Source organism: Roseateles chitinivorans, from assembly GCF_002761755.1.
Classification (GTDB): domain Bacteria; phylum Pseudomonadota; class Gammaproteobacteria; order Burkholderiales; family Burkholderiaceae_C; genus Roseateles; species Roseateles chitinivorans.
Map to the genome: position 1 here is coordinate 1 of NZ_PEOG01000172.1, position 516 is coordinate 516.

The 516-nt window shown below is 66.9% G+C and carries 1 pseudogene; it reads right to left on the reverse strand.

From position 1 onward, the window contains the following. Positions 1-503: pseudogene (locus tag CS062_RS25230) on the reverse strand (arylsulfatase); the annotation flags it as partial. Positions 504-516 lie beyond the last annotated feature (13 nt).

The window sequence follows — 516 nt, forward strand, 5'->3', positions numbered from 1 at the left end:
ACCTCGGCGAGCACCTTGAACGACTGCCCGCGCAGTTCGACGACCGCGCCCATGCCCACCTCGGCGGTGTGCGGGTAGTACGTGTAGCTGGTGCGCTCACCGGTCAGGTAGGGCCGCCACCGCGTGGTGGTCTCCAGGATGGACAGGTCACCGAGCGGCAGGCCGTTGTACTTGTCGGCCTCGCTGAACCACAACGCCTTGAGTTCCTCGAGCCTGTCGGGGTGCTCGGCGGCCAGATCGTGGCACTGGCTGCGATCGGCGTCGATGTGGAAGAGCTCCCAGCGGTCGTCGGCGAAATGACCCCAGCCCGAGGGGGTTGCCGCGTGCACGGTGTTGGCGAACCAGCCCTTGTGCCAGATGCCGCGTGTGCCCAGCATCGCGTAGAACTGGGTCTCCTTGCCCGTGGGTGCATCAGGATCAGCCAGTGCCGCTTTGAAACTCACGCCGTCGAGGGGTTTCTGCGGGACGCCGCGCACGGTCGCCGGTGGCGTGATGCCCAGCATGTCGTACACCGTC